Here is a 25,589-nt window from a genome sequence, read left to right as displayed (position 1 = left end):
TCCGCCGGCCGGAAACACGCCATGCGGCAGGATGGCGTTGCGGCCCTGCCGGGAAGCCCGTATTCCTGCACCATGTGTCCGCTTCCGGCCGGCCATGACCCGGCCCGATCCTGAAGGTCCGCCAGCATGAGCACGTTCCTGCCCACCGTCTGTCCGCATGACTGCCCCTCCGTGTGCACCCTTCAGGTCGAACGCACGGAGGACGGGCGGATGGGCAAGGTCCGTGGCAGCAAGATCAATCCCTACACGGCGGGCGTGGTCTGCAACAAGGTCAGCCGCTATGCCGAGCGTTACCATCACAGCGAGAGACTGGCCTTTCCCATGCGCCGCCGGGGCGAACGCGGAACGGGCGATTTCGAGCGGATCTCGTGGGACGACGCGCTGGACCTCGTCGCCGAGCGGCTCCTGCTGGCCGAACAGGCGCTCGGATCGGAAACCGTCTGGCCCTACTGGTATGCCGGCACGATGGGCTTCGTGCAGCGCGACGGCGTCCAGCGGCTGACCCATGCCAGGCGCTGGTCGCGCTTCAAGTCGACCATCTGCACCACGCTCGCCGACAGCGGCTGGCGGGCCGGATACGGCAAGCGCTGGGGGGTCCCGGCCGAGGAGGCGGGCGACCATGCCGACCTGATCGGTGTCTGGGGCTGCAACCCGGTCGCCACCCACGTCAACCTGATGAGCCACGTGGCGCGGGCGCGCAAGCGCGGGGCCAGACCCGTGGTCATCGATCCCTACCGCACCGGGACAGCTGCCCAGGCGGACATTCACATCGCCCTGCGTCCGGGCACCGACGGCGCGCTGGCCTGCGCCATGATGCATGTCCTCTTCCGGGAAAATCTGGTCGACCGGGACCATCTGCAGGATGGACGGATGCGCCTGACGCATTCGAGGCCCATCTTCAGGGCCGCACGCCGCAATGGGCCGCGTCCATCACCGGCCTGCCCGAGGAGACCATCACCGATCTCGCCCCTCTACGGCCGCACCGAAAGGGCCTGGATCCGCTACGGTTTCGGCTTCACCCGCACGCGCAACGGCTCGGCGGCGATGCATGCCGCCTCCTGCCTGCCCGTGGTGACCGGCAAGTGGCACAAGGAGGGCGGCGGCGGACCCTACGCCATGCGCGATGCCTGGCGGCTGGGACAAGACGACCATCGAGGGCCACGACGTCATGGATCCCGCGACCCGGCTGCTCGACCAGTCGCGGATCGGCCCGGTGCTCACCGGCGACAGGAGCGATCTCGGCGACGGCCCGCCGGTCACCGCCCTCCTGGTCCAGAACACCAACCCGATGTGCATCGCCCCCGACCTCGGCCTGGTCCACCGGGGTTTCGCCCGCAGCGACCTGTTCATCGCCGTGCAGGAACAGTTCATGACCGACACGGCCAGGCAGGCCGACATCCTGCTGCCGGCGACCATGTTCGTCGAACACGACGACATCTACCACGCCTCCGCCCACAGCCGCTTCCAGATCGGCCGCAGGATCTTCGAACCGCATGCCGAATGCCGCTCGAACCATTCTGTGGTCTGCGCGCTGGCCGGAAGACTGGGATGCAGCCATCCCGGCTTCGGCATGAGCGAACTCGAACTGATCGAGGACCTGCTTGCCCGTTCCGGCTGGCCTGACGTCGAGGAGGTCCAGAAGGAAGGCGGGTTCGATGCCCTCCGGGACCCGGACAGGGCGCATCACCGCAATGGCTATCCCAATCCGGACGGCAGGTTCCGCTTCCGCCCCGACTGGAAGTCGCTGGGCGACAACGAGGGGCGGATGCCGGAATTCGCCGATCATCTCGCCGCCACCGACGAGATCGACGGCGAACACCCCTATCGCCTCGTCGCTGCGCCCGCCCGGCAGTTCCTCAACACCAGCTTCACCGAGATGGCCAGCGGCCGCGAGCGCGAGGAGCAGCCCAGGGCCCGCATTCACCCGGAAGTGATGCAGCGGCTGGGTATCGCCACCGGCGACATCGTCCGGCTCGGCAACCGCCGCGGCGAAGTCCGCCTGCCGGCCCTGGCCAGCGAGGGGCAGCACGACGACACCATCGTCGTCGAAAGCATCTGGCCCAACGGCTACTGGAAGGACGGGATCGGCATCAACCTTCTGCTGTCGGCCGACCGCGGGCTTCCTGCCGGTGGAGCGGTCATCCACGACACGGCGGTATGGCTGCGCGGGAACTGACCGGCAGGCCGTCTCCATTCCGGCCCGGGACACGGACGCAACACACCGTTCATGGCAGGAAACAGGAATATAAACCTTGACGTTTGGGTGCGGTTCGTAGCATAAGCCATGCATGAAAGGTTTTTTTCGACATGTTGCCGGCCTGCGGGTCCGTGGCATTGCCGGGCAGTCGTTGCGGCTGCTGCGGGCGTGCCGGGAGCTTGCCGGCCGATCCCGCCGGGTGCCCGGACCCGGACGGACGGGCGTTCCGTCCGGACGGGACATGGCGATTGCCGCGTTCCGCCGGGTGGCCGGGTGGCTCCGTCACGGGGCCATGCGATCGGCAGGCGGTGCGCGCGAACCCCGCGGGAATGGTCTTCGTCGGCGTTTCCTGCCGGTTGTCGATGCATTCGTCGAAGCACAGCGTCTTGACCTCGGGCTGACCGCCGGGGAAACGCACTTGTTGCGCCGGGCATGGCTCGAACATGTCGATGGCGGTGATCCGCGCGGGGCGGTGCTGCAATTGCTGACCTCCTTCCGCCAACGGCGCGGCGGGAACGATGAACCCGTCGCCAGCGGGCCGTCATCTCCCGACGGCGGCGACGACGCCGTCCATGCCGCATGGCGGGAGGGGCTGGACGCGTTCCTGCTCGAAGTCCTCGCGCTTGCCGGCCGGGCTGCCTGCCGGCCTGCCATGGCCGTTTGCGCGACGCGGGCACGGATGCGGCCCGTCGTCACTCAATCGCATCGCCCGCGCCGCGGCCGCGACCCGCCCGGACATCCCCGCCGGCATGACGGGACCGTGACCAGCCTGACGACACCTGTCGTCGGGCCGTTCGTGCTGCCGGCGGCGGCGCGCATGCCTGCATCCACCCCTTTCCATCGAACTGTCCCGCGGCTGTCGTCAACCCGTCGAGGTGCTGCTAGAGTGCCGCCAACGAAACGATATCGGCACAACGGGAATTCACTTCATGGCAGGAAGCGTCAACAAGGTCACTCTGGTGGGCAATCTCGGGCGGGATCCCGAAGTACGCTATACCCAGAACAATCAGAAGATCGTCCATCTCAACGTCGCCACATCCGAACGCTGGCGCGACCGCCAGTCGGGCGAGCAGCGTGAGAAGACCGAATGGCACCGGGTGGTGATCTTCAACGAGAACCTGGCCGATGTCGCCGAACGCTTCCTGTCGAAGGGGCGCACGGTCTATCTCGAAGGACAGTTGCAGACCCGGAAATGGACCGACCAGTCCGGTCAGGAGCGCTACACGACCGAGGTGGTGATCCAGCGTTTCCGCGGTGATCTGGTGCTGCTCGGTGGTGCTGGCGATGGTGGCGGACCCCGCGGTGGCGGTGGCGGCTATGGCGGTGGCATGGACGAGATGGATGAGCGCGGCGGCGGGATGCGTGGCGGTGGCCAGCTTGGCGGCGGCGGTGGCGGTGGCGGCAGCCCGTCCGGCGGCGGGCGTCCCTCCGGCGGCTATGACGATCTCGACGACGACATCCCGTTCTAGGGCGGCGGTGCGAGCGTGACCTGCGATCATGTCTCCGTGAGCCATCCTGCCGCTGGCGTGCTGCTCGTCTCCTTCCGAAGGCTGTCGCTGAAGAACGCGCTCTGTACGGCCATGTTGCAGGAAATCGCCACCATTCTCGACGGCGCCGAAGGCGACGATGCCGTGGGAGCCGTGGTCATGACCGGCGGAGAGGTGTTCGCCGCCGGTGCCGACCTCAAGGAGATGTCGGCGAAATCGGCGGTGGACGCCCTGCTCGACCCGCGGGCGGCGGCCTGGCGCCGGATCGCCCAGTTCCCCAAGCCGCTGCTGGCCGCGGTGAACGGCTTTGCGCTGGGTGGCGGGCTGGAGCTGGCCATGCATGCCGACATCATCATCGCCGGCAGCGATGCGCGGCTGGGCCAGCCGGAGGTGAATTTCGGCATCATTCCCGGCGCCGGCGGCACCCAGCGCCTGACGCAGGCCGTGGGCAAGAGCCTCGCCATGAAAATGGTGCTTTCCGGTGAAATCATTGATTCCGGGACAGCCCTGCGGGCGGGACTGGTGGCTGAAGTGGTGGAGCCCGGACGGACGGTCGATCGTGCCGTCGAGCTGGCCGCGCGCATTGCCGGCAAGCCGAGGCTGGCGGTGCGGCTGGCCAAGGAAGCGGTGTTGCAGGCCAGCGACCGGGCGCTGGCCGCCGGCATGGCCTTCGAGCGGCAGGCATTCTCGATGCTGTTTGCCACCGAGGACCGGGCAGAAGGCACGGCGGCCTTTCTCCAGAAGCGCAAGCCTGTTTTCAGGGGACGATGATGTCGGCATTGTCCTGCAAGGACCGCATCGACCAATTGAGCGCAAGTTCCTATCTCGCGGGGAGATCGCCACCATGAGTCTGCATGATTCCATGTCCGCCGTGCCCAAGTTCGGTATCGGCCAGTCGCCGTCGCGCAAGGAGGACCGGCGCCTGCTCTCCGGTGGCGGCCGCTATACCGGGGATGTCCGCGAGGCGGGCGAGCTGACGGGCCTGTTCCTGCGCAGCCCGTACCCCCACGCCCGCCTGCTCGGGATCGATGCGGGTGAAGCGCGGGCGATGGAGGGTGTCGCCGCCGTCTACACGCAGGCCGACCTTGATGCGGCCGGATACAACGATCTCGGCTGTGGCGTGCCGCTGAAGGACGAGGACGGTTCGGACATGATCGTCCCGCCGCACCCCTCGCTTGCCCGCGACCGGCTGCGCTATGTCGGCCAGCCGATGGCCCTCGTGGTTGCCGCCGATGCCGCCATCGCGAGAACTGCCCTCGAAGCCCTCGCCGTCGAAGTGGAAGCCCTGGAACCGGTGACCGGCATGGAGGACGCACTGGCCGATGGTGCGCCGCAGCTGCATGACGAGGTGCCGGGCAACCGGCCGGTCACGTGGTCCTGGGGCGATCACGCGGCGGTCGATGCCGCCATGGCCTCCGCGGCTCATGTGACCCGCCTGCGGCTGGTACACAACCGGGTGCATGTCACACCGATGGAACCGCGCGGGGCGATCGCCGCTTTTGCCGATGGCCGCTGGACGGTGCGCACGGGCTGTCAGGGGGCATTCGGCCTGCGGGCGCAACTGGCCGCCGCCATCGGTTGCGAGGTCGAGTGCATCCGCGTGCTGGCCGAGGATATCGGCGGATCGTTCGGCATGAAGGCGTCGATCTTCCCCGAACACGTACCGCTTCTGCATGCCGCCCGCGAACTCGGTCGGCCGGTGCGCTGGATCAACGACCGCAGCGAAAGCTTCCTTGCCGACTATCACGGCCGCGATTCGGTCTATGATGCAGCCCTTGCCCTCGACACCGATGGCAACATTCTCGCGGTGAAGCTCGATGGCATCGGTGCGGTGGGTGCCTACGTCGCCGGCTTCGGCCCGGCCATCCCGACCATGGTGATCCAGAAGAACCTCGCCAGCCTCTACCGTACCCCGGTCTACGCCATGCGCGTGCGGCTGGCGATGACCAGCACGACCCCGACCACCGCCTATCGCGGTGCCGGCCGGCCCGAGGCGATCTACATGATGGAGCGGCTGATCGAGGCGGCCGCGCACGAGACCGGCCGCGACCCGATCGCCCTGCGCCGCCGGAACATGATCCGCCCCGACGAGTTGCCCTTCAGCGCCGCCTCCGGCCTCACCTATGACAGCGGCGAATTCGAGGCCCTGCTCGACCAGGCGCTGGGCGAGGCCGATCATGCGGGCTTTGCCGCCCGACGGGCCCGAAGCGAGGCGCGCGGGCGGTTGCGCGGGCTGGGCCTTTGCACCTATCTTGAGGTCACTGCCCCGCCCGGCAAGGAGATGGGCGGCATCCGCTTCAAGGCGAATGGCGGTGTCACCATCGTCACCGGCACGCTCGATTACGGCCAGGGCCACGCCAGCGCCTTCGCCCAGGTGCTGGCCGACAAGCTCGGCGTGCCGTTCGACTCCATCGACCTGCTGCAGGGCGACAGCGACGAGCTCATCGCCGGCGGCGGCACTGGCGGGTCGCGTTCGCTCATGGCCAGCGGCGAGGCGATCGACATCGCCGGCGACAAGGTCATCGAACAGGGGCGCAACCTCGCCGCCGAACGGCTGGAAGCTGCCGAAGCCGATATCGTCTTCGAGGATGGACAGTATCGCATCGCCGGAACCGACCGCACCGTTGCCCTTCTCGACCTAGTGAAATCCGATCCTGTGGCGATGAGTGCCAATCTCGTCATCGATACCCCGCCGTCGGCCTTCCCCAATGGTGCGCATATTGCCGAGGTCGAAATCGACCCGGATACGGGAAAGGTGACACTGGAACGCTATATCGCCGTCGACGATTTCGGCACCATGGTCAATCCCATGCTCGTGGACGGCCAGGTGCATGGCGGCCTCGTGCAGGCCATCGGCCAGATCCTCGGCGAGGATGCCGCCTATGACGCGAACGGCCAGCTCGTGGCCGGGAGCTTCATGGACTACTATGTCCCGCGTGCCGGCGACCTGCCGGGCTTCGAGCTGAGCTACCGCCCGGTTCCGGCCCGGACCAACAGCCTTGGGGCGAAGGGTTGTGGCGAGGCGGGCATCACCGCAGGACTTCCCACCGTGATGAACGCCATCCTCGACGCACTCTCGCCGCTGGGCATCCACGATCTCGACATGCCGGCCACGCCGGAGAAGATCTGGCGGGCGATCCGCGACGCCCGGGGCTCCCGATAGGGGGGGCATGCGCAACCGGCAGCACATGCCCCGGCGTTGGGGGCGCCAGGCTGGCGGGGTGATTGCGGGAGGCGACCTCCCCCGCTGGTCCGGACACCCCCGCCAAGGTGGATCACGATACCCTGCTGCAAACCTGGATCCGGGTCGAGTTTGGACGATCTGTCGGTGTATTTCATGCAGCCCCGGCCATTCCGGCCCTTGCCGTCATTCGAAGCGAATGCAGCGAATGTCCGGTTTCTCCTCTACACCTTCATCAGCGCGACACCCGAGGCAATGGCACAGGCGGACAGCCACCGCCAGCCGCTCACCCGCTCCCTGAGGACAAGCGCCGCGATCAGAACGGCGAACAGGATGCTGGACTCGCGGAGTGCCGCCACCAGGGCTATGGGAGCCTGCGTGAAGGCCCAGACCGCGATCCAGTAAGAGCCGAGCGACATCGTACCGGCTGCAATCCCGGTTTTCCACGCCGGCAGCATTGCCGGAAAAGCTGTCGTCCCGCGTGTCCGGAGTGCATAGGCCACCATGCCGATGGCATCGCCGATAACCATCCAGAGAATGAAGCCGGACGATGTTCCCGCAACCCGTGCACCGATTCCGTCAACCAGGGTGTAGCTGGCCGTGAATCCCGCCGTTCCTGCGGCGTAGAACAGGGCTTTCCCGCGCATCCGGCCTTCCGAAGAACCGCGCGCTGCCATGACGAGGATGCCTGCGGAAATGCAGGAGATTGCGAGGATCTCTGTCTTGTCCAGCGAGACACCAAGGACGGCCACGGACACCAATGTGACAATCAAAGGTGCAGTTCCGCGCGCGAGCGGGTAGGCCTGGCTCAGGTCGGCGTGGGCATAGGCTTGCACCAGGAACACCTTGTATCCGGTGTGCAGCACCGCTGCCACGATGATCCATGGCCATGCCCCGTTAGCCGGTTGCGGCACGAAAGGCAGTATGGGCACGGCAATGAGCGCCTGCACGAGAGCAAGCAACAGCACCGTGGAAACCCGATCCAGACCGAGTTTGACGACCGAGTTCCAGCCCGCATGAAGCAAGGCTGCGACCAATACCGCTGCAAAGACGTGGTTCTCCATTTATGGGCACCGAAACGGCTTGGCGATCTCGGTCACGCGCCGGATTTCAGGAATGCCGGCATCCTGCAGTCCGCGGACAGGCAAGCAGGCAAGAATTCGTCGTGTCGCGAGGTTTCGGTACCAGAGGTTCATGACACCGGGCGTGATTGCCCCGGGGACAGTCATGTCGACGTGGAGGAGTGTGTTTTCATGTGCCATGGCGATTTATATTCGTTCAAATGGGCCAAAGAAAAACGATGATTCCTCCAGATTCATGTGATAAAAATGCACATGAAACGAAGCATGCTGCCCTTGACAGCACTCCGCGCATTCGAAGCAACGATGCGCCATGGCCAGATGAAGCTGGCTGCCGGTGAGCTCGGTGTCACCCATGGTGCCGTGAGCCGCCAGGTGAGGAGGTTGGAAGACACGCTTGGCATCGTTCTCTTCAAAGGTCCACGCAACAAGCTGGTTCCCAGTCAGGCAGCTCGCGAACTTCACGCCACGCTTCAGGATGCTTTTGATCGGATCGAAACGGCTGTTGCCCGCGTGCGGCGGCGGGGCCGGCGCACACTGGATATCTCCTGCCTAGGCACCTTCGCCATGCGCTGGCTTATCCCGCATCTGTTTGATTTTCACGAACGGCACCCGGACATAGAGATACGCATGACCGCAGACGATGGGCCTGTAGATTTTGCCCGGGATCGTTTCGATGCTGCAATTCGAGTGGGCTCAGGTCCGTGGTTGCATTCTCGCGCAATTGAGTTGTTTGCCGATCGGGCCGGCCCTGTCGTGAGTCCCGGCATTCTCCCCAAGATCCCTCACATAACGTGGGATGAAATAGCCGAACTCCCGCTTCTGCACACGCGCACACGCCCCCTGGCATGGGCAGACTGGTGCAGAGCGACGGGGCACACGCTTCCCCCGGGAGGAAGGGAATTCGAGCATTTCTACTTCTTGCTGGAAGCGGCGACGGCAGGCTTGGGCGTTGCAATCGCACCGGAAGTTCTTGTCCGGAACGATCTGAAGGCCGGGCGCCTGACCGCTCCCTTTGGATTTCATCCAACCGGAGGGAACTATGTCGTGCTTGTACCAGAAACGGAGAGCGCCGATACCAAAGTATTCATTGACTGGCTGGAGATAATCAACCAAAGAGAAACAACACAAACTGCTGATATTTAAAGAAATTTTCAAGATATTTCAAATGATTGAGCAGACACAACGATAAATCGGCCATTTTCCGATTGTGCGAAGTGACCTTCGAATGCCGATCAAACCTCGCCCAACAAACAAGATCCCGGAGGCCCTGGCGGTGCTGTACACCGCCGAAACCGGTGCGCAGGCAGAAAAGGGAGCGAGGTTGCCAGCTCGCGGTTTGGGTGAAGCGGGCCAGATTGCCAGGCCGATGGTTCGCGGCCGTGGGGCAGGAGTCACGGGTTTCTGACCACGCCCCAACGCTCACCCGCCCTCGCTGACCGCCACCGCACAGCGGCCCATGCCGAAAGCCGTGTGACTGCCGAGATGCAGCCAGGGGGCCAGATGCAGCAGCGGCAGCCAGGGGCCGAGATCGCCCGTGAGCGTGCAACTCCCGAGAAAGCCGTGCATCGGGATCCGCCGCCCCTGACGCGCCGACACACGCTCGAACGCCACCGGGCGCAGCCCGCCCGTATCGAACTCGATCCCCGCCTCCGCGCGCGCCAGCTCCGCCCAGTCCGCCTCGGGCACGATGCCATGCCATGCCATCACCCCGGCGATCCGCGACAACAGGCTGCCCAGCAACATCTCCCGATCGACGGCGAGCGCCCCCTCGCGCTCGAACGCCACCGGCGAAAGAAAGGTCACTTGCGCCACCGAGCCCGAATCCGCCGGTGGCGGCACCGCAAGCTCGCAGCGCGGGGTCATCGCCGGTCGCAGTCGTGCCATGTTTCTGTCTGCGTACAATTTCCCATTTGAGTTAGCCGCCTCGCTGAACGTCCCCGGACGATGAAACGGACCTCCGGCGTGACGTCTTGATGAAATGCACGGTCGACATTTCCATCGGCACCGCGGATCCCGATGGTTCGGTTGAAGACTTGAGAGAATTTTCGCCTTGACCTGCTCCCGCCACTGATTGTTACTGGTAGGTGAATATGGGAAGAAGGCGCTTTTATGACCGCGACAGGCAGCGGCGTTTCCTCGGCGTCGCGAATACATAAACTGGAAGCGACATTCGAACTGGTGACACCGGCCTTCGTCGCTGGCGCCTGCCCCCAGAGAGCCGAACTCCGCCTCCCCTCCATTCTCGGACCCCTGCGCTTCTGGTGGCGCGCCCTCGCCTGGTCCCGCACCACCGGCAGCGACGACGAAGCCTGCCTCAAGCAGATGCGCAATTGGGAATCCGCCCTCTTCGGCGGCCCCGCCGCCTACGACACCAACGGCCGCCCAACCGTCGGACAGGGAAGCTTTATCGGGCGATTGGTTGTCGATGAGGGAACGGTCATTCGCGCGTCGCACAGCATGCGCCATACGCCCGGCGGATACACCCTTGATGAGCTGGAAAATGCCGAAGCATGGGACAGGGGTAGCGGCATCAACTATCTCGCCGGGCAGGGACTCTCGCGGCAATGTATCCTGCCTGGGATGAAATTCACGGTTCATCTAAGATCCCGCGTTCCATTTCGCGATGATCTGATCGAAGCAGTTCGTGTATTTGGACTTATCGGGGGCATCGGCTCTCGTTCCCGCCGGGGTTTCGGTAGCGTAAAGCTAAAAACGCTTGTCGGGACAAATGCAGGGAACGCAGCCGAACAAGTCTCGGAGCAATGGAAAGTTCCGAGCAAGACAAGCGAATATCGAACATACCTTAGCTCGCTTTTACCCAAACCCGACCCCGCGTACGACGCTTTCAATACGCCGTTCACTTCGCTCACACCCGCCAGTCGAATCGTACTGATTTCGGATACAACGTCGGCTCCCCAAATCCACGACCGAATGGGACATTATCTGCATTATTTTCGAAGTTATGGGTACGGCAGCGGAGGTCGCAGGTTTGCGGGTGGTGTTGAGGTAACAAACCCGAATTTTAAGCCCGATCACGATTGGTTTTGTAAAGTCGTTTCCAGCATATCACAAACTGTACCTCCGCTATCGTTGAAGGATACAGGTCCGCAGCGTGCCATTTTCGGACTCCCGCACGGGTATTTCACGAGGGGTAAAAATTGCAACCCCGATTATACAGTCAAGCTCTCCGAGCCAACGACGGATCGCCGGGCAAGCCCATTGTTTTTGCATATTCACAGCTTCGACAACAAGCAGCAAGCTGCTGTGTGGATATTCCTGCCGGGGCAGTTTTCAGCCGCTCATTCTGGAACTCACATTCCGGCTTTGGTCACGCGCATTCAAACCGACAAGATTTGCAAGGATGGGAAGCCCGTCAAGGACAGGAAGGGTAAGACACTTACGAAGAGAGTACCTCACGAACCTCCTTGGGAAGTACAAGTCCCGATCAGCTATGAACCGATCGAGCACTTTCTAAGCCGTGATCGCGGTCCACTGCCAAATGATGCAGTTTACTTAGGTCCAAATCGGTGAAAGCGATCCGCTGGCTGAGAAAGCAGTTCTGCGGCCATTTCAAGAGCGGAGAGGCCGGGCGTAATCGCTCGGATGAACGTTCAGGACCGCAGCTCTTTCATCTGGCCATCGGCCCGGTACAAGGCTTTGTTGCTGAAGCCCGGCGGACCCGCGATCTGTGGGCAGGTTCATTTCTTCTGTCCTGGCTCACCGGATGCGCGATGAAGCGCCTGCCTCATGACGCGCGAATATTGCTGCCTGATGTCGACGGGGATCCGCTCTTTCGATCGCTTCAGACCAGCGGGCCGGGCCACTACCGGCCCAGCCTGCCCAATCACTTCATCGCCGAAGTGCCCGCAGATTTCGATCCAAATATCTGCGTAAGCGAGGTGCAGGACCGTTGGCACAGTCTCGCCAAAGCCGTTCGAAAGGCATTTTTCGATCCCGTTGCAAATGCCGGCCAACAATCGGATGCAATCTGGAAGCGACAGATCGGCACGGCTGATGGCACTCCGCCCTTTTGGGAGATCGCCTGGGTCATCGTCCCGAAGTCCGAGGGCCTGAAGGGTGCCCTCGACGCCATGGAACGGCGCAAGCTCTGGCGAAGCTGGCCGAGCCATGCTGCGGAACCGGGTGACATGTGCACGCTCATGGCCGACTGGCAGGAGCTGTCCGGCTGGAGTCGAGTCAAAAAGGGTAAGAATCAGAAGGAATTCTGGAGACAGCTACGCGAAGGGATCGGAAAGCGTCTTGGCCACGAGGAAGTCATCGACCTGCGCGAAGGCGAACGCCTGTGCGCAGTGGCGCTGGTCAAACGGCTGTTCCCGCTTCTCCCTCCCGACACACTTGAAAAACTGATCGGTTTTCCAACTGAGGTCACCGGGGGCGGAAAACGCATCCTCGACAGCTACCGTCCATCGACGTCCTATCTGGCAGCGGCACATTGGATGAAACGGGCGGTCGATAATGCGGATGTCCCCTGCGGGGATTTTGTTGATACGGTGAATGGTTTGAGTCGCCCACTGGCACGCGCGGAACGACATGCCGATCTCGGCATTCTCGACAGCGAGCATCGCTTTGGTTGGTTGGATGGCCGGTTGTTCTTCGAGGGAGTTTATGACGCCGAAACCGAGTTGCAGAAGCTCGACAACGGTCAAAAAGCGAAGCTTCTGAAGATACTCGGCGAAATTGCCCGGGTGAAGATACAAAACCAGCATCAGCAGGCTGAAGATGAAGAAGAGGACGAGCTTGGCACCGGCACAGTCGGCTTGCCGTCGCCCTACTATGCCATCCTCGCCATGGATGGTGATGAAGCGGGCAAGCTCGTCTCCCAATGCGGAGAGGAGCTTCCGCCGCTTCTCGCGGCCTTCGCGCGGCAGGTCGGGCCAATCGTCAAGACAGCGCATCGTGGCGAATTGATCTATGCCGGCGGTGACGACCTGCTGGCACTCCTGCCCCTAGAGGAAGCGCTGGATGCCGCCCTGTGCCTCCGGCGCGCCTGGCAGGAAAACGTGACGCAGCGTCTCAAGGGGATGAAGGCCACGATCTCGGCGGGCATTGTCTATGCCCACCATCAGGTGGGGTTGCGGCAGGCTCTCGAAGAGGCCAGGCATCTTCTCGAAGATGTGGCCAAGGACGGCAACGGACGTGACAGCGTTGCGGTCTCGGTTTTCGGGCGCAACGGCCGAGCCTGCCTGTGGGTGTCCACCTGGGACAATGGCGACGGTTCGGCGCAAATCGTCGAGGGACTGTCCGATCTCGCACGCCGCAGCGGCAACCAGACGCGCGCGCTTTGTAGCAACCGCTTCGTCCATGGCATAAGTCAGCGACTGGAAGGCTTCTTTTCTCGGCCTTTGGCGAATTTGGCTGACCATCCGAGAACCATCGAGCTTGGATCCGAGGGTTTCGCTGCTCTTGTACGCGCACTTGGCGGTACGCAAGCGAGCGATCTTGACCAGAGCGACATCAAGAAACTCGAACAGATTCTCAGACCGCATCTCCGTATTGGTGACGAATACGAATGTCTGAGTGCCCCCCTGCAGATCGATGCCGCATTGTTGTTGCGGTTTCTTGCCAGGCAGTGGCGAAGGCTCGAAAATGATGAAGACGCTCGCGCTGCGGCCGCTTGATACCCTGTTTTTCAGGGATAACCGGCCGTTCAACCAGGATGATGCGGGTCTTGCCGATGCGCGCTCGATGTTCCCGCCTTTTCCGACTGTCGTCGCCGGCGCCGTCCGCGCCAGCATTGCCCACGCGAAAGGGTGGGACGGTTCAAAATCGACTTTCACGAGCTATAAGGCCCTGATCGGCAATGGCCCGTTCGCGGAATGCGGCAGCCTTCGCTTTGGTCCACCGGTATTGTTGAAACAATCGGACCATGATCCGGAATTCTTCGAGGCCAACTTCCCATGCCCGCTTGCGTTGCTGCTGCGAACAGCTGCCCCCGAGAGAGGCAAGATCACATTTGAGGAGGCTCATGTCTTGCACCCGGGGGACCCGTCATTTGCGTGTGACCTCGGCGGCGATGCGTGTTTTCCATCACTGCCTCCTGAAGATGATGCCTCGCGATTCAAGCTGCACCGCGAAGCATGGATTTCACGCGAGGGGCTGAGGCAATTGTTGACACTCGGCAGGCTCGATAATCCCTCCGGCCATGTGACGAGTCACGAATCGATCGTCAGCGCACAGCCGCGTGTCGGCTTGCGGCGCGACTACGCTGCGCACAAGGCCGCCACCGGTGAGCTCTATTCCGCAGTTCATCAGCGATTGAAGAGAAACTACGCTCTCGGGGTCTCGTATCGCTGGCGAGATGCGAATGAAAAGGACATTCTTCCGGAAACGGAATCCGTTTTCCCGCTCGGCAGCCAGCATCGGGCCGTATCCTGCTTGGATGCTCAAGGTGTTGATCTGACAGACATCCTGCCGGGTGCCGAGTGTTTTCACAAGAGCGATGGGTTCTTCCATTATATGGTGGTTCTGCTCTCTCCAGCGGGCCTGAAGCAGAACGATCACATACCGGAGCTTCATCCACTACCGGGCGAATTGGTATCCGCCTGCACTGATCGCCCGTTGCGCTTCGGTGGCTGGGATGCTGTGGCGGGCGATCGCGGCGACACCCGGCTCTACCACCGCGCAGGCACCACGTTCTTCATGAGGGTTGCCGAGAAGGAAATCTCCGATGCTGAAACACTGCACGGAAAACTGAAAAAGGTACAACAAGCAGGTCTCGGCGACGAGCGAACCACGCGGACAGGCTGCGGCGCTTTCGCAGTTGGCATATGGAAACCGGGGGGAAAGGGCGATGGTTGAAAGCGACACGACAGCAGCGAATATGCCAAATGCCGAAAATTCTACCGGTCACAGACGCCCATTCAAGCTCCTTGGTCTGCATGCCCTGACGCTCATCCACCCGGGAGTCGGGCAGGTCATGGGCGCCATCGACCTGCCGGTCTCACGCGAATCCACGACAGACTTTCCCTACATCGCCGGCAGCAGCCTGAAAGGTGCCTTGCGCGATGTCGCGCAGCGGCAATGGGGGAAACCCGACGAAGACCCGCAAAAACGCGAGAACACAACTTTTGGAAACACTAACGATGCCGCAGGCAGCCTCATCCTGTCGGACGCCCGGTTGTTGCTCCTGCCCGTGCGCTGCATCGACAACGGCTTTCGCTATCTGACCTGCCCGCAAATTCTCACCCGCTTCAAACTCGATCTCGGACTTGCGGACGAAACCCTCGACCTTTTGCCAAACGCTTTTTCAAACCTCGTGGGCGGGTCTGCCGCTGTCTGCGCGAAAAATCCCGACAAGCTGATCCTCGAAGAACTGGTATTTGACGCGGATGACAGCAAGGCTGAACACATCGCAAAAGTGGTCGACGCGATCGCCAAACTGGCGCCAGTAAGCGCGCTCACCAGGGAAGATCTGGAAAAACGAATAACCATTGTCACCGATGATGAATTTGGCTGGTTCGCCCGCAACGGATTGCCGGTTCGGATGCGTAACAGTCTCTATGACGATTCCAAGACCGTGAAACCGGGGCATTTGTGGTCGGAGGAATATCTGGCACCGGAAAGCCTGCTCTACATGCTGGCAGGCAGCCGCAGCGCCGCCTGTGAGCCGCTCGCACGTTTGAAGGAACTGCTTGAGGGCGATGGATATTACCTTCAGGTCGGCGGCAATGAGACACTCGGTCAGGGATGGTTTCTCACCCGCTTTTTCGGCCAGACAGCACCATGACTCCGGATCCCGACGAACGCCGTCTCGATATACACCGCGCCGGTCGTGTCCTCGTCCGACACAGAGAACATCTCGCAATGATCCGCAATGCAGAGCAAGCGAACAACTCAGCGCCATTCATGAGTTTCTGGCGCGACTATGCCAGTTGTGCCAACAGCCTTCCGCCAGCCATCCGCATGAATGGTTTGCTCCTCGCATTTGCCATGTTCGTCGAAGCTGTCGAAAAAGCGGGGGCCGGGAAAGGCGACCTTGCCGTTCTCACCGATCTTTATGATGGACTGCGGATGGTCTGTGGCCGTATCGGCATAGACAGTATCGGAAAGCTCAATCTCATGCCTACCGATGCGCTTGAGGATGAACGGAAAAAGTGTTGTGTCGAGCTTGCGACAGAAATGCGTGACAGGCTGATCGAACTGCCGCAGCGGGACTATCGACTGCTTTTCGAGGAGTCTCTTTCGTACCTTGTCTGGATCAAGACTCTCGCCGGCCCGCGCCGGCAGCAGGAAGAGGTGGATGACAAAAGGAAGGAAAAGCTCGAAGAGAAAGCTCAATCCACCGACGAAGAAAGCAATGCAGAGCCGGAGCAATCCGATGACTGAGACACGGTGGCTGCCGGGCGGAACGAGTGCCGCATTTCCGAATTTTGACGCCGCCGCCAATCTGTCGCTCGTCTTCGCGAAATTTGCCGGCTCAGGAAAGAGCGAACATCGCAGAAAGCATGCTCGCGAGTTCGTCGAACCCGCGATCCCACTCGACGGGGACGCGGAGCAGCGCCTGAATAACGCGCTTGCAACAATGAAACGACTCGCGAGCCAATTTCAGGGCGTTTCAGATCCCTTCAGAACCGTGTCCGCTCTCATCACCGGCATCGGATTGCCCAGCCCGTTGGAAAACGGCATCGAGCTACATCCCACGCTGGGCGTTCCTTATGTGCCCGGATCGAGTATCAAGGGCATGGTCAGGAACTGGGCCGAGCAGTGGGCGGACGATTCCACCGGTGGAGCGACGGACACGACCCGGCGGATTTTTGGCACCCCGGATCATGTCGGCAGCGTGCTCTTTCTGGACGCGCTGCCAGAGCCCGACATCACCATCGAACTCGACATCATGAACGTTCATTATCAGGAATACTATCAGGGAACGTCCGCGCCCGCAGACTGGCTATCGCCCAATCCGGTTCTTTTTTACGTCGTTCCGGCAGGCAAGCGCTTTCGCTTCGCCTTTCTCCCCCGCGATCGTCAGGTGTCCGGCGATATTGAAATCGTTCGCAACTGGTTCGAGGAGGCCGCCATCGAACTTGGTCTCGGCGCCAAGACAAAATCCGGATACGGCAGACTCAAGCCCGCCTAACCTCACAGTTTTGCAAACTCTATCGATGTGGCGTCGACATTGTAGTTTTTGACCTCCCCGTCATTGGTCACATACTGAAACAGGAGATCGGGGGATCGCAGCGTGACATATCCGACGGCGATACTACAGGGTTTCTGCCCACCGGTCGCGTCCATGACAATTTCTTTTTCCGTGCATTTGCGGGTCCGGCGTAAATATTCAATTTCACCAACGATGCAGCCGAAGACATCATCGACATTTTCAAAATCGATTCCCTCTTTCTGAAATCGCAGGAAATCATCGATGTTTTGACCTTTCCGGTGCAGTTCTTCTTTATAAAGATCGTTCAACAGGTCCTTGAAATCCTCTATTTGCTTATGAGAGCCATTGGCTTCGGCGGATGTCAGGATGCTAAACTAAAATAGGAGATCCCCCGGCTATGCCGGGGCGGCAGCCCGAGTTTGACGTTTCCGGCAGTCCATCGCCGGGTTTCTTTCATTTGCCACCACGCATACGGAAGGAACGTCAGCGATGGACACGTATCAGAGCCTAAGTCACAGCGTTTGGGACTGCAAATATCATGTCGTCTTTATCCCGAAATGCCGACGCAAGACGCTGTATACAGGCCTGCGCCCACATCTCGGCGCGGTTTTTCGACAGCTAGCCAAACAAAAGGAGAGCAAGGTCATAGAAGGTCATCTGCTACCGGATCACGTCCACATGATGCTCGCCATTCCCCCCAAATATGCTGTCTCCAATGTCGTCGGCTTCATCAAAGGGAAGAGCGCCATTCACTTAGCCCGTGTTTATGGCGAACGCCGACGCAATTTCGTTGGCCAACATTTCTGGGCAAGAGGATATTTTGTCAGCACGGTCGGGCGAGACGAAACGGTCATCCGCGACTACATTCGCAATCAGGAGAAGGAAGATCGCCGGCTCGATCAACTCGCGCTGTTACCCTGAACATGCCGCCTTCAGGCGGCGAACAGATTGCGGCCGCGCAGCGCCGCAAACCGCCGCTTTGAGCGGCTCTCAACCAAAGCCCCCGGCTCTGCCGGGGGATATTTACTGTAGGGGAACGTCTCGATCCCGCTATCATTCCAGCGAACATGATGATCGATGGCCCGTATCGTCTGCTGCCATGGGTGGTTGTGGCGATCGCTATTCTTGAAACTCTCGACCTTTGCTTCACCCGACAAGCCGGGCAGACTGGCACCAGTAAGGCTGCTTGATGAAGATGAAAGCGCCAGGACCAGCGCCTTTCCATGACGCGCTTCGTCATGTTGCGCGATGTCAGTGTAGACGCTCGCGATCCGCGACTTCATCGCCCGCGTCGCTTGCACGAAACAAAGTGCGAAGCCGAAACCAGCAACCAATGGAAAACAGATCCATAAAACGAGCGCCAACCAGTCGAATGTACCAGGTTTCGCAGTCTCAACCGGTTTGACGCCGGCAATGAACAGTTCGAAGAGCTTGATCGGACCTTCTGCGGCGAAGGCGCCCAAGACAATTGCCCCGATCGACCACCACAGCGCCGACTTCAAGTCGGACCAACTTGGGAATTCACGTGAAGAGCCGCCTTTCCCGGCCATGAGTCCTGCCCCTTTTGCGTATGCCTGACGTGACACACTTCATTTGCGGCAAACCGGCCATAGCCTTGTTCGCCTTTGAGGCATCAAGCTCTCATGAACCGCCATCTCCTGCAATTCCTGAAATCGATAGCGTCCCGCAAAAAAATGAAGCCGGCACCCCTCAGGCCGGGGCCGGAAGGAGTGGCTGAGAGCGCATGCGCGATGCGTCAAGAAACGACGCCAACGCCAGTTTCATCGGCCGGGGCCGGAAGGAGTGGCTGAGAGCGTAACCGCTCCGGCTGGGACGTCGGACTCCTGGTGTTTCATCGGCCGGGGCCGGAAGGAGTGGCTGAGAGCGCCAGAACAGGCACAAAACGGCAATGAAGAAAGTTTCATCGGCCGGGGCCGGAAGGAGTGGCTGAGAGCCTACCCTCTGCAGGATATTGACGCAAGAGATATCATTTGCCTGCCAATCCACTGAGTTGAGATCAAATTGATTTGCATTGCAGCATGAAACAGTATGGATTCTGTATTTTGCTCATAATCAAGTGAAAAACCAGATAGATAGAAAAAATCCACAGGGTTGTTTCATGACTCCGGTACCTGTTGGTTATCTGGTCAAAGGATCTCTATATTCAAGGGGTTGCATGCCGAAATCGGGTGTGGCTGAGTGCTGTTTGCAGCGTGGCTGCCGGGGGAGCCTGTATCAATGGCCTGCTATTTCGTCAGCCGTCATGAGGCGACGCGTATATGGGCGGCGAGGCGCTATCCGGGTGCGAAACTGGTCGAACATCTCGATGTGGCGCGAGTTGCGTTCGGGGATCGGGTTCTCGGAACGTTGCCGGTTCATGTCGCCGCTGCGGTGTGTGCGCGTGGTGCCACCTTCGAACATCTGGTACTCGACACGCCGCTTTCGATGCGCGGTGCGGAACTGGACGAGGCGACCTTGTCCGCTGCGCGGCCGCGGCTCGAACGTTTCGATGTGCAGACGCTGGCAGCGAGCCCGGGCGCTCCGGTGGCTGGAGAAGAAATCGGCATGGAGGAGCGCGCCGGTGAAGGCTGGCGGCGCGCGTTGATCTTTACTGGCGGTTTTGCGCTGCTTACCCTGATCGTCCTGTTGCAGGGCGGCTTGTACGACACGGTGGCGTCACTCGCCGGGCGGCTGGCCGTGCGCAATGCGACGGGCGATCCGGCCGGTATCGGCTGGCCCGACGACGCCTGGGCGTTGCTCGGACGGGCGGCAATCTTGTTCATTCTCAGTGCCGGTGTGGCGGGTCTTGTCTATCGCTGGCGGCATCGGGTGATCAGCAGCGTGATCCGGCGCAGCGAGCGTGTGCGGCGGGCACGAGTGTCGATCCAGGGCCTGTCGGATCTCGCCGGTGAGGGTGGGCGCTTTCGTGAAACAAATCGCGCGAAGCTGAAGCAGGCGCGTGCGATAGCGCTCGATCTATTGTGTTTGTCTGAAGAACAGCAACGCGCAGCAAAGCTCGACGAGCCCAAACGGTCAGCCTTGAATGCTCTCGACCGTTTCCCTTGGCAGCAGAATATTCGCGCGCTGGCACCGCATCTGGGAAAGCTCGATCATGTAGTGGTCATCACATCCGAGCGCTCCGATGCGGAATTCGATGAATTCGCAGCATTCGTGCGAAGCCAGTGTTCGCAGGCCGGGCATGCGGTTCAGGTGCATCGGGCGACCCGTGCGGGTGTGGACTATGAGGATTACGAAATGCTCTCCAGCGCCATTCGTGAAGCGATCAGCCTTGCGCGGCGATTGGGGGCCGACGAGCATGATATCGTCATTGACGCCACTGCGGGCCTGAAAATCTTCAGCATCGCTGCAGCCATCGCCACGGTGAACCGCAATCTCGTGTTCACCTACGTCAACAACAAGGGCGTTGTGCGAGCCTTTGACGCCAGCATGCAGCTCGGCGATTTCGGCTGAACCCCATCCGCGTGGCGACACGGGCGATTTCGGTGATTTGCGGGTGGTGGACAAGTCTTTGAATCCATTGGTGGAGCCGAACGGGATCGAACCGTCGACCTCCTGAATGCAAATCAGGCGCTCTCCCAGCTGAGCTACGGCCCCACGGGCGCGATGTATGGCGGAGGTTGGCAGGAACTTCAAGTGTCAGGATGACATGGATGGAAAACAACTGTCGACCAGCTTGCAGGTTGCCCGGGCCCGATGGCTGAGACAAGACTTTTCCCGAGGTTGCATTTCCGCGAAGGTGCGGGTTTCGCCATCGGGAATGAAAATGGGATCGTAACCGAACCCGCCCGCCCCTCGCGGTTCGGCTATCAACCTGCCGTCAACACGGCCTTCGAAGAATTCCCCATGTCCGTCAGGCCAGAACAGGCACAAAACGGCAATGAAGCTTGCATGATGGTCCGCATGTTCGAATGAGCCAAAACGTTCGATGAGACCATCCCTGATCTTGTTCATGGCCAGGTTGAAATTGCGCTCGGGGCCGGCCCAGCGGGCCGAACAGATCCCGGGCTGACCGTCAAGGCCGCGAACGGACAGGCCGCTGTCATCGGCAAGTGCCGGGATGCCAACAATCCGGCACGCATGTTGAGCCTTCAGCCGGGCGTTCCCGGCGAAGGTTGTTTCGGTTTCGGGAGGATCGTCGATATTGAACTCTTCGGTTGAGCGGATGTCGACACCGAAAGGTTCGAGGAGATCGCGGAACTCCTTGATCTTTCCCGGATTATGCGTGGCAAGAAGCAGTGGTCCCGGTTCGAATAGGCGCGGCGGGGGAACTGTGTTCACGACGTTTTCGCGAGTGCTTCGGCCTGAAACTGCACCAACTCCCTGATCCCTTCACTGGCAAGGGCATACATGGCATCGAGCTGATCGCTGGAAATGGGCCGGTCTTCGGCCGTAACCTGCACTTCAACGATTCCGCCGGAAGCGCTCAGCACGAAATTGGCATCCGCCTCGGCCGTACTGTCTTCGTCGTAATCGAGATCGAGCACCGGATGGCCTTCGACGATGCCGCAGGAGACCGCTGCAACAGCCTCGCGTAACGGCAATGTCGGGAGAAGCCCCTGATCAACGAGCCCCTGCAGTGCCATCCGGGTGGCGACATAGCCGCCGGTAATCGAGGCAGTTCTCGTGCCACCGTCAGCCTGGAGCACATCGCAGTCAACGGTAAGCTGGCGTTCGCCAAGGAGTCCGAGATCGATGACAGCCCGCAATGAGCGGCCGATGAGGCGCTGGATTTCCTGGGTTCGACCACTCTGTTTGCCGCGGGCAGCTTCACGTGCCGACCGGCTGTGGGTTGAGCGTGGGAGCATGCCGTATTCGGCGGTGACCCAGCCTGTTCCCTTGTTGCGCAGGAACGGTGGAACGCGTTCTTCGACCGTAGCAGTGCAAAGTACATGGGTATCGCCAACGCGGATCAGGCAGGAACCTTCGGCATGACGGCTGAAGCCGGGTTCCATGGAAATCTTGCGAAGCTGGTTGGCGGCTCTGCCTGAGGGGCGCATGAAATCTCCGTCGATGTCTGTTGGACAAGGGCAGGCCGTTGAGTAGAGCATGCATCCGCGGAGATCAAACCCTTGCGCAAGCTGTCACCGAATGCGAATGCCGGTGCGGCAAGGTCAACGCCGCATGCCCCGGCGCCGTCACGGCCGTTCCGGGGGTGCGGACAATCGGGGAAATGCCACACAACCAGCCCAGCATGCGGACCAATTGTGCGAAGGTCATGGGTTGGAGCCCGGCAGCAACCGGGATCAGGCCGCCGCTATACGGGCATTCTCCTGGTCCGTACCGTGCCGCGACAGGCGGTGTTCCGAGATGCGCTCCTCATGACCGGCGGTATCGGGATCCTTGAGAACATAGCCCCGTCCCCAGACTGTCTCGATGTAGTGATGTCCTCCGGTTGCTGAAGCTATCTTCTTGCGCAATTTACAGATAAATACATCGATGATCTTGAGTTCCGGCTCGTCAATTCCGCCGTAGAGATGATCGAGAAACATCTCCTTGGTCAGCGTCGTCCCCTTGCGCAGCGATAACAGTTCGAGGATCGAATATTCCTTGCCGGTAACGTGCAGACGACGACCATCCGCCTCGACGGAACGCGAGTCCATGTTGACGACCAGCGAACCGGTCTTGATCACCGACTCGCTGTGCCCCTTGGCGCGACGCACGATGGCATGGATACGCGCCAGCAGCTCCGCCTTGTTGAACGGCTTGGTAAGATAGTCATCCGCACCATTGGTCAGACCACGGACCTTGTCGGTAGTATCCGAGCGACCGGACAGAATGAGCACCGGCGTCTGGATACGGCTGGCGCGCAGCCGCCTCACGACCTCATAGCCATCGATATCGGGGAGTCTCAGGTCAAGCAGTATGATGTCGAAATCATAGAGCTTCGCGAGTTCGATACCATCCTCACCGCGGTCCGTCGGCTCGAAGACGATATTCTCGGTGCGAAGAGCAGTTTCGATCAACTTCGCTGAAACTGGATCATCTTCAATGACAAGTGCCCGCATTCTTGGCTCCAACTTAATTCGCACTTGGATGTGCAGTCGTTCAGTTACCCGTAACCTTAAGCGATAGAACGTTAATCCATTCTTAATTCGGTAAAATTTTTATCCGCACGGCCACTGGATTTAACGCATATATTCATGAAATGTTCGAATACGGCGAGGCTTCATGCCCAGATGTTCCACACGGCCGGCAGACATCTCCACCAAGCCCAGGGAAAATGAACGAGGCGAGACATTAACCCTGACTTTCTGGACCAAAGAATGAATCTTGCGGACGGCTACGGTTTGTTAACTGGCTGCCCTTAAGATGGAGTCATCGAGATCCGGCTTCGATCCGCAGGCATTTCGCGAAACCGCGACGATCGGGTGCGACCACGGCTTTCCAACTGGCGACCATGCCCTGCGACTACAGGGCGCAAAGAGGCAGGCAGAAGGGCAAGAGCAGATTGCAAATCTGGGCAGACAACGAGATTGCCGCATTCAGGGGTGCATTGTCATCCATCGAAACGATGCAGATCGGTGGCACAGCTCACGCCTGTCTGGGCAATCGGGTAACCGCGTACGGTCTCAAGGGGCTGGTCGGCCTCGGCGATACCTGCTGGATTCATACAGGAAGCCCCCACAACCAGCCCCACGATCGGTCGGGCCGCGTGAGAAATGCCGTGCTCGCCGAGGTTGTCGGCTTCACCGAGGAAGGCGTGACTCTTCTCACTTACGACCCTCCGACAGCCATCACCCATGGGGCGCCGGTGCGGATCGACCGGCGTTTCAGTTCCATTCGTCCGGATTCTTCGTGGCGCGGCAGAGTCCTCGATGCCATCGGCGATGCGGCTGATGGCGGTCCTCCCCTCAATCAAGGACCTCTATCCTACCTCGTTCATGCGACCGCGCCACCCGCTCACACCCGCCGGCTCATGGGTGAGCGCATGCGCCTCGGTGTCCGGGCCATGGACCTTTTCACCCCATGTTGCCGCGGCCAGCGTCTGGGTATCTTTGCCGGTTCGGGCGTGGGGAAATCGAGCCTGATGTCGATGATGGCCCGCCATTGCGATGCCGATGTCATGGTCATCGGCCTGATCGGTGAACGGGGCCGCGAACTGCAGGAAATGCTGACCCATACCCTGGGACCGGAGGGGCTTGAGCGCAGCGTCGTGGTTGCCGCAACCTCCGACATGTCGGCGATGATGCGACGGCGTGCGGCCAACATCACACTCGCCATAGCCGAATACTTCCGGGATCAGGGCCTCGAAGTGCTTTGCCTTCTCGACAGCGTCACCCGCTACGCGATGGCGCTGCGCGAAATCTACCTCGCCGCAGGCGAACCGCCGACGGCAAAAGGCTATCCCCCCAGTGTCTTCGGGGAACTGCCAAGACTGCTCGAACGTGCGGGCACGGGTTCCTCGGGTGGCAACATAACGGGCCTCTTCACCGTGCTCGTGGAAGGTGACGACACCAACGAACCGGTCAGCGATACGGTCCGAGGCATTCTCGACGGGCATGTGATCATGGATCGACGCATAGCCGAAGGCGGGCGATATCCGGCGATCGACATTCTTCGCAGCGTCTCGCGTTCCGCGCCAGGCTGCTACGAACCCCACGAGCGCAAACTCGTCCAGCGGGCACGTTCGCTCATGCAGGCCTATAGCGAAATGGCGGAACTCATCGAACTGGGAGCTTATCGCTCTGGCAGCAATCCGCGTGTGGATGAAGCCATCGCCATCCGCCCACAGCTCGAAGCCCTGCTCGCACAAGACCTCGACGATGCCACGGCCACTGCAGGACTCGACCCGTTCGATGAACTGTCGCATATCCTCAACCCGTCGGCGGGTACGGGGAGCAGTCGATGAGCACGCGTGCACTCGACCTGCTGGCTCGCATGAAAAAGGACGAGCTCGACCGACAGCGACAACAACTCGCCGCCGAGGAAGCAGTGCGTCACCAGCTCACGACCGCTTGCGCCGCAACCCAGTCGACCATCCTCCAGGCCATCGACGGAATCAACGCGCCAGGCGCAGGCCCGTCGAATGCGGAACCCCTTCCCTTCGATGTCGTTTCACGGCTGGTCGAGGGCAACCGGAGGCGCAAGCTCGACCTCGAAAAGGCCCTGCAGATCCAGGATCGACGCTGCCAGGCGGTCCGGGAACGGTTGGGCGAACAGATGATTGCCGTCAAACGACTCGAACTGGTCGCCGAGCGGCGACGGCGGGCGAAACGAGTGCGAATGGATCATCGAGAGCAGAACGAGATTGAGGAACTGGCCACCATACGTCATTCCCGCTTGCCACGAAGCTGACCCGCGCTTCACCGCAAGACCCGCCACAGCAACCTCAAAGCCTGAATCGCCGCCTTCAAGGGCGTCGCCACGAAGCACCTGCCGAACGACCTCGCATGGCATCACGTACTCGACAAAAAGCCCGAGGTGCCATACCACCGTGAATGGTTGCGGTTGGCCATCAACAGCTAACAGGAACACAACCTTATCATATGCGAGATGATCCGCC

23 protein-coding genes, 1 tRNA gene, 1 pseudogene and 1 CRISPR repeat array are annotated in these 25,589 nt (G+C 61.1%); of the genes and pseudogenes, 15 read left to right on the top strand and 10 right to left on the bottom strand.

Annotated elements, in window-relative coordinates; all coding sequences use genetic code 11:
* Nucleotides 1-126 precede the first annotated feature (126 nt).
* Nucleotides 127-2,176: pseudogene (locus tag H6851_12995) on the top strand (molybdopterin-dependent oxidoreductase).
* A gap of 49 nt (nucleotides 2,177-2,225) precedes the next feature.
* On the opposite strand, the gene H6851_12990 reads toward H6851_12995, so the two are convergent.
* Both H6851_12990 and H6851_12985 read right to left on the bottom strand, forming a co-directional pair.
* The gene (locus H6851_12990; protein MCB9944520.1) at nucleotides 2,226-2,678 is read right to left on the bottom strand and encodes a hypothetical protein; all 453 of its coding nucleotides are present in this window, start codon (nucleotides 2,676-2,678) and stop codon (nucleotides 2,226-2,228) included.
* 60 nt (nucleotides 2,679-2,738) lie between these two features.
* Complete coding sequence (locus H6851_12985; protein MCB9944519.1) at nucleotides 2,739-3,038, bottom strand: hypothetical protein; 300 nt, start codon at nucleotides 3,036-3,038, stop codon at nucleotides 2,739-2,741.
* An 88-nt stretch (nucleotides 3,039-3,126) separates the two neighbouring features.
* On the opposite strand from H6851_12985, the gene ssb reads away from it, so the two are divergent.
* From ssb to H6851_12970, 3 genes are all read left to right on the top strand, one after another.
* On the top strand, nucleotides 3,127-3,666 hold the full coding sequence (ssb, locus tag H6851_12980; GenBank protein ID MCB9944518.1) for a single-stranded DNA-binding protein: 540 nt from the start codon (nucleotides 3,127-3,129) through the stop codon (nucleotides 3,664-3,666).
* 15 nt (nucleotides 3,667-3,681) lie between these two features.
* Nucleotides 3,682-4,455, top strand: coding sequence for an enoyl-CoA hydratase/isomerase family protein (locus tag H6851_12975; GenBank protein ID MCB9944517.1), 774 nt, complete (start codon nucleotides 3,682-3,684; stop codon nucleotides 4,453-4,455).
* A 73-nt stretch (nucleotides 4,456-4,528) separates the two neighbouring features.
* Nucleotides 4,529-6,847, top strand: coding sequence for a xanthine dehydrogenase family protein molybdopterin-binding subunit (locus tag H6851_12970; GenBank protein ID MCB9944516.1), 2,319 nt, complete (start codon nucleotides 4,529-4,531; stop codon nucleotides 6,845-6,847).
* Between the two features lie 242 nt (nucleotides 6,848-7,089).
* Here the strand turns inward: H6851_12970 and H6851_12965 are convergent, their stop codons facing one another.
* Nucleotides 7,090-7,929 carry an EamA family transporter gene (locus H6851_12965; GenBank protein MCB9944515.1) on the bottom strand — a complete coding sequence of 280 codons (840 nt, stop codon included), beginning with the start codon at nucleotides 7,927-7,929 and terminating at the stop codon, nucleotides 7,090-7,092.
* Between the two features lie 270 nt (nucleotides 7,930-8,199).
* Here H6851_12965 and H6851_12960 point away from each other — a divergent pair, with 270 nt between their 5' ends.
* Nucleotides 8,200-9,090, top strand: a complete 891-nt coding sequence (locus tag H6851_12960; protein ID MCB9944514.1) for a LysR family transcriptional regulator — start codon at nucleotides 8,200-8,202, stop codon at nucleotides 9,088-9,090.
* A gap of 276 nt (nucleotides 9,091-9,366) precedes the next feature.
* Here the strand turns inward: H6851_12960 and cas6 are convergent, their stop codons facing one another.
* The gene (cas6, locus tag H6851_12955; protein ID MCB9944513.1) at nucleotides 9,367-9,831 is read right to left on the bottom strand and encodes a CRISPR system precrRNA processing endoribonuclease RAMP protein Cas6; all 465 of its coding nucleotides are present in this window, start codon (nucleotides 9,829-9,831) and stop codon (nucleotides 9,367-9,369) included.
* 225 nt (nucleotides 9,832-10,056) lie between these two features.
* Between cas6 and H6851_12950 the strand changes: the two genes are divergently transcribed.
* From H6851_12950 to cmr6, 6 genes are all read left to right on the top strand, one after another.
* Nucleotides 10,057-11,478, top strand: a complete 1,422-nt coding sequence (locus H6851_12950) for a hypothetical protein (protein MCB9944512.1) — start codon at nucleotides 10,057-10,059, stop codon at nucleotides 11,476-11,478.
* The gene (gene cas10 / locus H6851_12945; GenBank protein MCB9944511.1) at nucleotides 11,475-13,586 is read left to right on the top strand and encodes a type III-B CRISPR-associated protein Cas10/Cmr2; all 2,112 of its coding nucleotides are present in this window, start codon (nucleotides 11,475-11,477) and stop codon (nucleotides 13,584-13,586) included. The genes H6851_12950 and cas10 overlap by 4 nt, the downstream gene beginning before the upstream one ends.
* Entirely contained in the window at nucleotides 13,555-14,766 is a 1,212-nt protein-coding gene (locus H6851_12940) for a hypothetical protein (protein MCB9944510.1), read from the top strand. The genes cas10 and H6851_12940 overlap by 32 nt, the downstream gene beginning before the upstream one ends.
* The gene (gene cmr4, locus H6851_12935; GenBank protein ID MCB9944509.1) at nucleotides 14,759-15,694 is read left to right on the top strand and encodes a type III-B CRISPR module RAMP protein Cmr4; all 936 of its coding nucleotides are present in this window, start codon (nucleotides 14,759-14,761) and stop codon (nucleotides 15,692-15,694) included. The genes H6851_12940 and cmr4 overlap by 8 nt, the downstream gene beginning before the upstream one ends.
* A gap of 77 nt (nucleotides 15,695-15,771) precedes the next feature.
* A complete protein-coding gene (locus H6851_12930) occupies nucleotides 15,772-16,293 on the top strand; it encodes a hypothetical protein (GenBank protein MCB9944508.1) in 522 nt (173 codons plus the stop codon).
* On the top strand, nucleotides 16,286-17,044 hold the full coding sequence (gene cmr6, locus H6851_12925) for a type III-B CRISPR module RAMP protein Cmr6 (GenBank protein MCB9944507.1): 759 nt from the start codon (nucleotides 16,286-16,288) through the stop codon (nucleotides 17,042-17,044). Before H6851_12930 ends, cmr6 begins: the two co-directional genes overlap by 8 nt.
* A 2-nt stretch (nucleotides 17,045-17,046) precedes the next feature.
* Here cmr6 and H6851_12920 read toward each other — a convergent pair whose 3' ends face one another.
* Entirely contained in the window at nucleotides 17,047-17,373 is a 327-nt protein-coding gene (locus H6851_12920) for a hypothetical protein (protein MCB9944506.1), read from the bottom strand.
* A gap of 181 nt (nucleotides 17,374-17,554) precedes the next feature.
* Between H6851_12920 and tnpA the strand changes: the two genes are divergently transcribed.
* The gene (gene tnpA / locus H6851_12915) at nucleotides 17,555-17,986 is read left to right on the top strand and encodes an IS200/IS605 family transposase (GenBank protein ID MCB9944505.1); all 432 of its coding nucleotides are present in this window, start codon (nucleotides 17,555-17,557) and stop codon (nucleotides 17,984-17,986) included.
* An 11-nt stretch (nucleotides 17,987-17,997) separates the two neighbouring features.
* Here the strand turns inward: tnpA and H6851_12910 are convergent, their stop codons facing one another.
* Nucleotides 17,998-18,615: a hypothetical protein gene (locus H6851_12910; protein ID MCB9944504.1), complete on the bottom strand. Its 618-nt coding sequence runs from the start codon at nucleotides 18,613-18,615 to the stop codon at nucleotides 17,998-18,000.
* A 155-nt stretch (nucleotides 18,616-18,770) separates the two neighbouring features.
* Nucleotides 18,771-19,021: a CRISPR direct-repeat array (repeat unit 38 nt; unit sequence GTTTCATCGGCCGGGGCCGGAAGGAGTGGCTGAGAGCG).
* A gap of 282 nt (nucleotides 19,022-19,303) precedes the next feature.
* On the opposite strand from H6851_12910, the gene csx16 reads away from it, so the two are divergent.
* Nucleotides 19,304-20,536, top strand: coding sequence for a CRISPR-associated protein Csx16 (gene csx16, locus H6851_12905; GenBank protein ID MCB9944503.1), 1,233 nt, complete (start codon nucleotides 19,304-19,306; stop codon nucleotides 20,534-20,536).
* A 68-nt stretch (nucleotides 20,537-20,604) separates the two neighbouring features.
* Here csx16 and H6851_12900 read toward each other — a convergent pair.
* The 4 genes from H6851_12900 to H6851_12885 form a co-directional block, all read right to left on the bottom strand.
* Nucleotides 20,605-20,680, bottom strand: a tRNA-Ala gene (locus H6851_12900).
* A gap of 42 nt (nucleotides 20,681-20,722) precedes the next feature.
* Complete coding sequence (gene rdgB / locus H6851_12895) at nucleotides 20,723-21,364, bottom strand: RdgB/HAM1 family non-canonical purine NTP pyrophosphatase (GenBank protein ID MCB9944502.1); 642 nt, start codon at nucleotides 21,362-21,364, stop codon at nucleotides 20,723-20,725.
* Nucleotides 21,361-22,083 (bottom strand): ribonuclease PH, encoded by a 723-nt coding sequence (gene rph / locus H6851_12890; GenBank protein ID MCB9944501.1) that lies wholly within the window; start codon nucleotides 22,081-22,083, stop codon nucleotides 21,361-21,363. Before rph ends, rdgB begins: the two co-directional genes overlap by 4 nt.
* Nucleotides 22,084-22,329: 246 nt before the next feature.
* A complete protein-coding gene (locus H6851_12885) occupies nucleotides 22,330-23,091 on the bottom strand; it encodes a response regulator transcription factor (GenBank protein ID MCB9944500.1) in 762 nt (253 codons plus the stop codon).
* A gap of 392 nt (nucleotides 23,092-23,483) precedes the next feature.
* On the opposite strand from H6851_12885, the gene H6851_12880 reads away from it, so the two are divergent.
* Nucleotides 23,484-24,935 (top strand): FliI/YscN family ATPase, encoded by a 1,452-nt coding sequence (locus tag H6851_12880; GenBank protein ID MCB9944499.1) that lies wholly within the window; start codon nucleotides 23,484-23,486, stop codon nucleotides 24,933-24,935.
* A complete protein-coding gene (locus H6851_12875; protein MCB9944498.1) occupies nucleotides 24,932-25,381 on the top strand; it encodes a hypothetical protein in 450 nt (149 codons plus the stop codon). Before H6851_12880 ends, H6851_12875 begins: the two co-directional genes overlap by 4 nt.
* Nucleotides 25,382-25,589 lie beyond the last annotated feature (208 nt).

It is taken from the genome of Geminicoccaceae bacterium (assembly GCA_020638465.1).
Lineage (GTDB): Bacteria > Pseudomonadota > Alphaproteobacteria > Geminicoccales > Geminicoccaceae > JAGREO01.
The sequence above is the reverse complement of the archived record's forward strand: the minus strand, read 5'-3'. Positions and strand labels throughout refer to the sequence as shown.

Excerpts from the sequence above, each read along its gene's own strand:
- H6851_12880 (MCB9944499.1), top strand. The coding sequence starts at position 23,484 with ATGCCCTGCGACTACAGGGCGCAAAGAGGCAGGCAGAAGGGCAAGAGC.
- cmr4 (MCB9944509.1), top strand. The coding sequence starts at position 14,759 with ATGGTTGAAAGCGACACGACAGCAGCGAATATGCCAAATGCCGAAAAT.
- cas6 (MCB9944513.1), bottom strand. The coding sequence starts at position 9,831 with ATGGCACGACTGCGACCGGCGATGACCCCGCGCTGCGAGCTTGCGGTG.
- cmr6 (MCB9944507.1), top strand. The coding sequence starts at position 16,286 with ATGACTGAGACACGGTGGCTGCCGGGCGGAACGAGTGCCGCATTTCCG.
- rph (MCB9944501.1), bottom strand. The coding sequence starts at position 22,083 with ATGCGCCCCTCAGGCAGAGCCGCCAACCAGCTTCGCAAGATTTCCATG.
- H6851_12940 (MCB9944510.1), top strand. The coding sequence starts at position 13,555 with ATGATGAAGACGCTCGCGCTGCGGCCGCTTGATACCCTGTTTTTCAGG.
- H6851_12910 (MCB9944504.1), bottom strand. The coding sequence starts at position 18,615 with ATGGCCGGGAAAGGCGGCTCTTCACGTGAATTCCCAAGTTGGTCCGAC.
- H6851_12970 (MCB9944516.1), top strand. The coding sequence starts at position 4,529 with ATGAGTCTGCATGATTCCATGTCCGCCGTGCCCAAGTTCGGTATCGGC.
- H6851_12885 (MCB9944500.1), bottom strand. The coding sequence starts at position 23,091 with ATGCGGGCACTTGTCATTGAAGATGATCCAGTTTCAGCGAAGTTGATC.
- H6851_12965 (MCB9944515.1), bottom strand. The coding sequence starts at position 7,929 with ATGGAGAACCACGTCTTTGCAGCGGTATTGGTCGCAGCCTTGCTTCAT.
- H6851_12960 (MCB9944514.1), top strand. The coding sequence starts at position 8,200 with ATGAAACGAAGCATGCTGCCCTTGACAGCACTCCGCGCATTCGAAGCA.
- ssb (MCB9944518.1), top strand. The coding sequence starts at position 3,127 with ATGGCAGGAAGCGTCAACAAGGTCACTCTGGTGGGCAATCTCGGGCGG.
- H6851_12950 (MCB9944512.1), top strand. The coding sequence starts at position 10,057 with ATGACCGCGACAGGCAGCGGCGTTTCCTCGGCGTCGCGAATACATAAA.
- tnpA (MCB9944505.1), top strand. The coding sequence starts at position 17,555 with ATGGACACGTATCAGAGCCTAAGTCACAGCGTTTGGGACTGCAAATAT.
- H6851_12875 (MCB9944498.1), top strand. The coding sequence starts at position 24,932 with ATGAGCACGCGTGCACTCGACCTGCTGGCTCGCATGAAAAAGGACGAG.
- H6851_12930 (MCB9944508.1), top strand. The coding sequence starts at position 15,772 with ATGATCCGCAATGCAGAGCAAGCGAACAACTCAGCGCCATTCATGAGT.
- csx16 (MCB9944503.1), top strand. The coding sequence starts at position 19,304 with ATGGCCTGCTATTTCGTCAGCCGTCATGAGGCGACGCGTATATGGGCG.
- H6851_12985 (MCB9944519.1), bottom strand. The coding sequence starts at position 3,038 with ATGGAAAGGGGTGGATGCAGGCATGCGCGCCGCCGCCGGCAGCACGAA.